Below are 7,823 nucleotides of genomic sequence, written 5' to 3'. Positions count from 1 at the left end.
GGCGAATAACTTCTTTGCCAGAGTGATTATTGCCAACCGCATGAAAGCAGTGCTTACCTAAATCGATACCTAAAATGTGGATAGTAGACATATGGTTCACCTCGTTCTGATAGCCTACTCTAAGCGTAGGGCTTGAGAGTGAGGCGGACAATATAATTAGCCCCGCTGAGTCGCGGGGCTGATATTTGGTGATTTGCGTTAGCTCGTAAGGAGCCTTTGCATCTTATCGCGCTGTGCCTCTATGTAAGCGCGTTCAGGGCTTTGTTCTTTACAGTGCTCAAGAATGAACTCGATTGAGCTTAGAACCGTTCTCCAGCGCGGTGTCTTAGGCAAAGTCTCAATACGCATGTATTTATCGAGCGTACGTGTTTGCAATGTACTGCGGTCGAGGTAGACGCGCCATAAACCACTTTGTTCAGCAAAGGCAAACTTGGTTTCTCCAGTCACCGATTCCCAATATTCCAATGCATGAGTCATCGTATCGACTAATACTTCGCGCATCAGCTCTTGTTTGTCCTTCTTGTTACCCAATGCTTTATCAGCAAGGCGAGTAAACTCACCGCCAAGTTCTTTCAGCTTCTGCAGCTGGTCTTTGTCACCATCAAATGCGTAACTTGAAAGTACTTCAACGGCCGTCTCTAGGTTATGGATACGAGCTGCATTCGCGCCGCCTCCTACATTGAAGATATACATGACATCTAAACCAGAGCCTTCAGGCAGCTTGAGGATGTCTGCTTCAATGTTTTGACGAATATCTTCGATGTAGATATCAATCTTGCCACAGTAGTGCGGCTGCTTAACCGTAAGGAACTTAGGTGCAATTAGCTCATCAGCGGAAGAGCGTTTTAGCTGTTCTAGGCTACGTTTAAATAGCTTACATGCTGCTTCGTTAGCAAAGCGAATACGTTGATCTTCACGAAGACAAATAATCGCCTCAGGTGCCGATTCTAGCTGTTCTAGCAGTCTACCTTGTGTCTCGAGCAGGCTGGCTTCGACTTCAGCACGCTGGCGTAGCTCCGATTCCAGTAACTTGTTCTCGATGTGGCGCATTTCAGCCTGACTTGCCGTCAAGTGGGCCTGAATACGTGCCGCGAGCTCTTGCTTATTAAATGGTTTGGTTAGGTAATCGTTCGCTCCCGCTTCAAAGCCCCTAACTCGGTCTTCGGTTTGGCTTAGCGCTGTGAGCATAATGATTGGCAGCTCTGCATGATCGTAAGTTTCACGAAGTTCACTACAAACCTGATAGCCACTCATGCCTGGCATCATTATATCCAGTAGCAGCAACTCAGGCTTCTCTTGTTCAATTAAAGCGAGTGTCTCAGGACCATCAGAAATAGTGCGTACGCGGTAGCCTTCAAGCCTTAGGAAGCTTTCAAGAACGCGTAAGTTAACCGGTTCGTCATCAGCAACATACAACAGCGGACCATCAGGGTTCTCTGGTAATGATAAGTCGTCGTTGTTTTCAAAGTTCGCTTCTGGAATTTGGAAGTGTCCACGCGCCGCAAGGCTCTGTGTTGCTTGAATCTCTTCTTCATTAGCAAGTGGCAGAGTAAAGCTAAATGTAGTGCCGACCATTGGTTGACTACTTACATATAACGATCCACCCATCAATTCGATAAGTTGACGGCTGATTGATAAACCCAAACCAGCGCCTTGACGGTAGCGACTAGCGTCTTGGCCGGCTTGAATTAAAGGTTCAAAGATATGCTCAAGATGTTCAGCCGGGATCCCCTGACCAGTATCAACCACTTGTACGCGGACTTGATCGTCCACGACGGTAGCAGAAATTACGATCTTACCTTCAGAAGTATATTTAATTGCATTACCAATTAGGTTGTACAGTACTTGTTCCAAGCGTTGTGGATCGGCAGACACCGCTTTTAGATCGGCAGGAACCTGATTAATGATACGAATCGTCTTGTTGCCTAGTAGGTGACTTGAAAGCTCAAGCACTAAGCGAGTCGCACTTGCTAGGCTCACTGCCGATTTTTGGATATCCATGCTGCCATAGCGCATCTTGTGGTAATCCAATAAATCGTCAACAAGATTTGCCAAACGTTGACCACTTTTGATGATGATATCCAATTGGTATTTTTGACTCGCAGGAATTGCACCATTAGCACCAGATACTAAAGTCTCTGCAATGCCGACCATACCGTGTAATGGTGTACGTAACTCGTGAGAGGTTGTCGCTAGGAACTCATCTTTCAGCTTATCTGCCAACTGCAATTCTTCGTTTTGCTTTTGGATCAATTTGATGTTGCTTTCTAGCTCTTCATTTTGCTGCTTAATGGTTTGGATCTTTTCTCGAATTGAGCGTTGCATGCGCTCAAAGCTGATCGCGAGTCGACCGATTTCATCTTTACGCTCTGTATTAAAGGTCGTTTCGTCCAGATCGCCGGCAGATACTTTCTCTGCTGCCCAAGTCAGCTTAAGAAGCGGGGAGGTGATGAAATTAGATAAGTAGTGTGAGGCGATCACAACCAAGATGATCGCAATCAGCATCGCAATAACAAACAGCTTCTCGAGCTGGTGGACTCGAGCAAAGGCTTCTTTTTCTGGAAGTTGTACGACAATCGCCCAAGTTAGACCGCGAGTTTCAATTGGCGCAAATGCCGCAATCATCTCTTCACCCAAGCGGTTGCTGTAAGTACCTACTTCTGTGTCGCCTGCGAGTGCTTTATCGACAATCTCTAAGCTGTTTTGGATTTCTTCCTGTTTGGTGTTAATGGTGCGAGGTTTATGATCGCTGCCCACTAGTAAGGTTTCAATCGAGGAATCGCGGTTGATTTCAGCAATAAGCTTAGTAATGCCGTTGTTTGGTAAGCGGAACATCGCATAGCTGTGCAGGTAGCCTTGTTGGACAATCGGTGCGCCGAGCCAAGCGACCTGTTTACCGTTTTCGATATCAAAGTCAGACACGACAACTGGCGTGTAATCTTCATTGACCTTACGACGTGCACTCACATCTTCAGACAAACGTTTAAAGGTGCGCCCTAGCGCCGTATCTTTGTAGCGTCCTGTCAGTAGGTTAGTGCCATAGTTGTCGTCTTTATTGATTGAGTAAGTGACATTACCATCGATATCAACCAATAAAATGTCATTAAAATCAGATCGCTTTAACAGCTCTAGGTATGCCCAGTGGTAACGTTTGTGCAATAGGCGGTAACGTTCGCTGCCAACGTAGTTAGATGATTCCGGTAAAATCGAGGTTTTGATTTGATCGCCACTGCCTTTGATATAGCGCTGCTGTGCGTTTTCTCTGGCTTCATCAATATCGTGACCCAAGCGACTAAACGCATTGACCAAACCGTAGAATCGTCCGCCGCTGGCGTAAGCAAGTTCGGAGCGTACGAAGCCCATGACTTCAGTCTCTTGAGCTGCAAAGTAGTCGATGATTTGTTGTTGTTTGGTATCACGAACTGAAAGAAGGTGCGATGTGCTTTGTTCTTGAAGATCTTTACTGTGTGATTGCAGGAAGAAAATCGCAGTTATCGTCAGTGGCGTGATACTAAGAACCAAAAACGCGGTCATTAGCGTGCTTTGCAGGCGCTTAAATTTCTGCTTTTTGTAGAATTTAAACATGGATAAGATTACAACTCATAAAAGGGCAGCGACCAATTTACTGGGGCTTGCCAAGGTTCTCGTTAAAAACGGACAAGAAGTTAAATTCGATAGAATTAACAAAATTAACGAGTTTTTTTTCTTTGACAAGAAAGTTGATTGGAAAGCGTGGGGAGAGACGCAGTTTTTCGTTGAGTTGAATGAATTTTGGCAAAGGTTTGCGCAGGATTTCACCTGCGCAAAGAGAGATTAGGATTTTTTCGCGTAGTATATCGAGAATTTATTGGTCTTATTTAGCGTCTCGCAATTATTGAATGCTTGCTCAATAATTGGTGGGTATTTTAAGAAGCTGTTTGCCACAATGACCATTTCACCCTGTTTAGTCATGTATTGTGGTGCTTGACCCAAGAGTGTTTCCGCCGCGTTGTAGTTTGTATCTAGACCACTGTGAAACGGTGGATTACTGATGATGAAGCGATAATCTTTTGCCGTATCGGAATAGATGTCTGAAGCAAACACACGTCCAGTTATGCCATTCGCTTCTAATGTTGCTTGGCTTGATGTGATGGCATAAGCGTTAATATCACACATCTCAATCGCGATCTCTGGGTTTGCTTTAGCCATAAATGCACCCAGTACACCAGCACCACAACCAAAGTCGAGTACCTTGCCTGAAAGCTTAGGTAAGGTTTCAAGCAGAAGACGACTGCCTAGGTCAAACTCACCATGGCTAAATACACCAGGTAGACTCTTAACGGTAAGTGATTGTTCACCGAGTGTAATTTCGTAAGATTTAAACCAGTCGGCTTGATTGAACGGTTTTGGTTCGTTAAGGCAAGTGCCCCAGTAAAATGAACAGCGACGAGCAGAGTCGTACTTGTTCACTGGACCGTACTCTTTGAACATTTTCTCAATGCTCTTGATTCCTGAACGGTTCTCACCAACGACGACGATTTCTGTATTGATGCCAAGTTTCGCCATCAACATTGCCAGCAAGTATTCTGCCTCAGATTTAGCTTTTGGCCAGTACAGAAGCACCATGTCTGCTTGTGTCTCAATATCAAACTCTGAGCCAAAGTGGCTCTTCACCTTGTTCGATGTGCGAATTTGACGGTAGTAGCTGTAGTTAGAAGTAAAAACCTCCACTGACTCACAATGAGCCACTAACTCGAGAGGAAATAGATCTTCAACTTCACCAGCGACTAAAACGTGTTTTCCGTTAAAGTACTCAAGTTGGCGCTGAGCTATTTGGCTAGGAGCAATATAAGCAGACATAAATTTGGTTCATCAGAAATAATTAGGGGCAGATTTTCGCACAATCTGCCCCAAGCTTGAAGTGATTAAGCAGCGACTAACTGTTGTCTTGTTGGTTGAGGAAATCCTTAAACTCTTCTTCGTAGATGTTAAACAACACCATGGTGACGGCAAAAATCAGTGGACCGTAGATAAGACCGATCAAACCAAATAGATGCAAACCACCCAATAGAGAGAAAAATATCATTAGCGTGTTCATACCCGCGCTGCCTTGCATTAGCAGAGGGCGTAATAGGTTGTCGATAGAGCCGACTACCACGACACTCCATACCGTCAAGAAGATTGCCCAAGTGGTGTCACCGGTTAAGAACAAGTACGCTGCGGCTGGAATCCAAATTAGTGCTGTGCCAACTACAGGGATAAATGAAGCAAAGCCCATCATGGTTCCCCAGAATAAACCAGGGAAGCCTGCAAGCCACATACCGATACCACCAGCAAAGCCTTGAGCAATCGCGGTTAAGAATGACCCCATTACAGCGGATTTCGAGACTTGTTCAATCTCGGTCAGAATTTTGTCTTCTTGGCTGCGTGAGAGGGGCAGAATATGACGCATTGCTGAAATGATCTTGTCGTGGTCACGTAACAGGAAGAACAAAACAAACAACATTAGGAAAAAATCCATTAGGAAGTTCGTTGCATCACCCAGGATTTTTGCACTTATAGCTACAAGGTTTGAACCAAATGATGTTGCGAATTGCCCGATCTTTTCTGCGATGGCTTGTGGTTCGATTTTGTCGAAAGGTAAGTACTCATTAACCAACGCTAAACCTTTGACTACCCAAGGATGTTGGAAAATATCTTGGATGCCACCATTGGTTACCCACTTGTAGGTATTTTGCGAAAATACCGAACCTTGCTGCACGATAGCGGCAAAAACAAATAGTAATGGAATCACGATAATAAAGGTTAAAACCACACAAGAGAGCAGTGAGACCAAGTTTTTGTGATTAGGTAGTTTTCGTTCAAACCATTCATGTATTGGGAACATGAGCAGTGAAATGATAAACGCCATGACGATCGAGTTGATGTAAGGTTCGACCAACAAATAGCAGGCAAAAGCAGCGGCGAGCAGCGCAACAACTAGCACTCGATGACTCGACGTGATTTTTACATTATTCGGCATGTGATTAATCCAAATTACGGAATATTTACGTTTACGCCTTATACCACAGCGCAAAATCTTTATTACTTTGCACCGACGATTCTTTCAAGCTTATGACATAGCTGAATTGGGAAGGTGCAGTTGACCTTGTTATAATGACCACAAATCAGGTGGTTATCAATCAAGAGATGGAAAAATGGGTTGTTGTAACAGCGATAAGAAATGCCAGAGCGAAAAGAAGACCAGACGCATTCCTTGGTTTGGGATTGTTCTTGGGATTCTTGCCATCTTAGTCATCTTTAATTGGCAAGCATAATTCAAATAATAAAAAAGGACCTCGAAGGTCCTTTTTTGGGAATTTATGTTCTGGGAAGGAACGCTTATTTTGATTCTTCTGCCAGAATTGCGAAACAACGATCCGCAGCTTCTAGTGTTGCGTCGATTTCTTTTGAACCGTGAGCAAGAGAAGTAAAGCTTGCTTCGAATGCTGATGGTGCAAGGTATACACCGTGTTTTAGCATTAGGTGGAAGAAACGCTTAAAGCGCTCGACATCGCACTTAGTCACGTCTTCGTAGCACGTTACGGTTTCTTGGTCAGTGAAGAAGAAACCAAACATGCCACCCACTTGGTTTACTACCATTGGGATGCCGTGTTTTTCAGCAAGAGCTTTGAAGCCTTCAGCAAGTTGTTTGGTTTTTGCAGCAAGACGTTTCTCGTTACCTTCTTCTTTTAGCAGGTTCAAACATGCAAAGCCTGCCGCCATTGCTACTGGGTTACCGGAAAGTGTGCCCGCTTGGTATACAGGACCTGTTGGCGCAACATATTGCATGACTTCTTTACGACCACCAAAAGCACCCACTGGCATACCGCCACCGATCACTTTACCTAGTGTCGTTAGATCTGGTTTGATGTTGTAGTGTGCTTGCGCGCCACCTAGAGCTACACGGAAGCCTGTCATTACTTCATCAAAAATCAGTAGAGCACCTTCTTGGTCACAGATTTCGCGTAGACCTTCGTGGAAGCCTTCTACTGGAGGGATACAGTTCATGTTGCCCGCTACTGGCTCAACGATGATACATGCGATTTCGCCTTTGTTTGCGGCGAATAGTTCACGTACTGAATCTAAGTCGTTGAATGTTGCCGTTAGTGTGTGCTTTGCAAAATCGGCAGGAACGCCAGGAGAACTTGGTTGACCTAGAGTTAGTGCACCTGAACCTGCTTTTACTAGCAAGCTGTCTGCATGACCATGGTAACAGCCTTCGAACTTCATGATCTTGTCACGACCAGTAAAGCCACGAGCAAGACGGATAGCACTCATTGTTGCTTCCGTACCAGAACTTACCATGCGGATTTGTTCCATAGATGGCACTAGCTCAGATACAAGCTCGGCCATGGCAATTTCCATTTCAGTTGGCGCACCGAAACTTAGACCGCGTTGTGCAGCATCGATAACTGCTTCACGGATAACTGCGTGGTTGTGACCTAGAATCATAGGACCCCAAGAGCCAACGTAATCAATGTACGCTTTACCATCGGCATCAAAAATCAGGGCACCGTCTGCTCGTTCGATAAATAGCGGAGAACCGCCAACGCCGTTGAATGCACGAACTGGTGAGTTCACACCGCCAGGAATGGTTTGCTGAGCCTTTTGATATAGCTCTGATGATTTGGTCATGGGGTTATCCTCTTTTGATTGCTCGGACCAAGTGGAGCGCATTGTACCTAGCTAATCTCAAGTTAGAAACGTTTTGGGTAATTTATGTGTTGTCTGGCGGTGTAATCTTACATATCAGCATCTGATCTAAAGAATCGTCGTCGAATACTTGAACGAGTTGGTCAGGT

At 44.9% G+C, this 7,823-nt stretch carries 5 protein-coding genes; 1 reads left to right on the top strand and 4 read right to left on the bottom strand.

The window, feature by feature from the left end; genetic code table 11:
• Window positions 1–198 precede the first annotated feature (198 nt).
• Complete coding sequence (locus QTO06_RS09470) at window positions 199–3,585, bottom strand: response regulator (protein ID WP_331407593.1); 3,387 nt, start codon at window positions 3,583–3,585, stop codon at window positions 199–201.
• On the opposite strand from QTO06_RS09470, the gene QTO06_RS09465 reads away from it, so the two are divergent.
• Window positions 3,584–3,817 (top strand): hypothetical protein, encoded by a 234-nt coding sequence (locus QTO06_RS09465; RefSeq protein WP_029790366.1) that lies wholly within the window; start codon window positions 3,584–3,586, stop codon window positions 3,815–3,817. The two genes, QTO06_RS09470 and QTO06_RS09465, sit on opposite strands and share 2 nt — an antisense overlap.
• Here QTO06_RS09465 and rsmC read toward each other — a convergent pair.
• The 3 genes from rsmC to hemL form a co-directional block, all read right to left on the bottom strand.
• Window positions 3,814–4,839 (bottom strand): 16S rRNA (guanine(1207)-N(2))-methyltransferase RsmC, encoded by a 1,026-nt coding sequence (gene rsmC, locus QTO06_RS09460; RefSeq protein WP_331407590.1) that lies wholly within the window; start codon window positions 4,837–4,839, stop codon window positions 3,814–3,816. The two genes, QTO06_RS09465 and rsmC, sit on opposite strands and share 4 nt — an antisense overlap.
• Window positions 4,840–4,915: 76 nt before the next feature.
• Window positions 4,916–6,001, bottom strand: a complete 1,086-nt coding sequence (locus QTO06_RS09455) for an AI-2E family transporter (RefSeq protein ID WP_005449176.1) — start codon at window positions 5,999–6,001, stop codon at window positions 4,916–4,918.
• A gap of 359 nt (window positions 6,002–6,360) precedes the next feature.
• The gene (gene hemL, locus QTO06_RS09450) at window positions 6,361–7,656 is read right to left on the bottom strand and encodes a glutamate-1-semialdehyde 2,1-aminomutase (protein ID WP_005449175.1); all 1,296 of its coding nucleotides are present in this window, start codon (window positions 7,654–7,656) and stop codon (window positions 6,361–6,363) included.
• Between the last annotated feature and the right edge of the window lie 167 nt (window positions 7,657–7,823).

Origin of the sequence: Vibrio sp. M260121 (assembly GCF_036533715.1) — a bacterium.
Taxonomy (GTDB): domain Bacteria; phylum Pseudomonadota; class Gammaproteobacteria; order Enterobacterales; family Vibrionaceae; genus Vibrio.
Note: the sequence above shows the minus strand (reverse complement) of the source record. Positions and strands in the feature narration are given on the sequence as shown.

Coding starts and splice junctions, on each gene's coding strand:
- QTO06_RS09465 (WP_029790366.1), top strand. CDS start 3,584: ATGGATAAGATTACAACTCATAAAAGGGCAGCGACCAATTTACTGGGG.
- QTO06_RS09470 (WP_331407593.1), bottom strand. CDS start 3,585: ATGTTTAAATTCTACAAAAAGCAGAAATTTAAGCGCCTGCAAAGCACG.
- rsmC (WP_331407590.1), bottom strand. CDS start 4,839: ATGTCTGCTTATATTGCTCCTAGCCAAATAGCTCAGCGCCAACTTGAG.
- QTO06_RS09455 (WP_005449176.1), bottom strand. CDS start 6,001: ATGCCGAATAATGTAAAAATCACGTCGAGTCATCGAGTGCTAGTTGTT.
- hemL (WP_005449175.1), bottom strand. CDS start 7,656: ATGACCAAATCATCAGAGCTATATCAAAAGGCTCAGCAAACCATTCCT.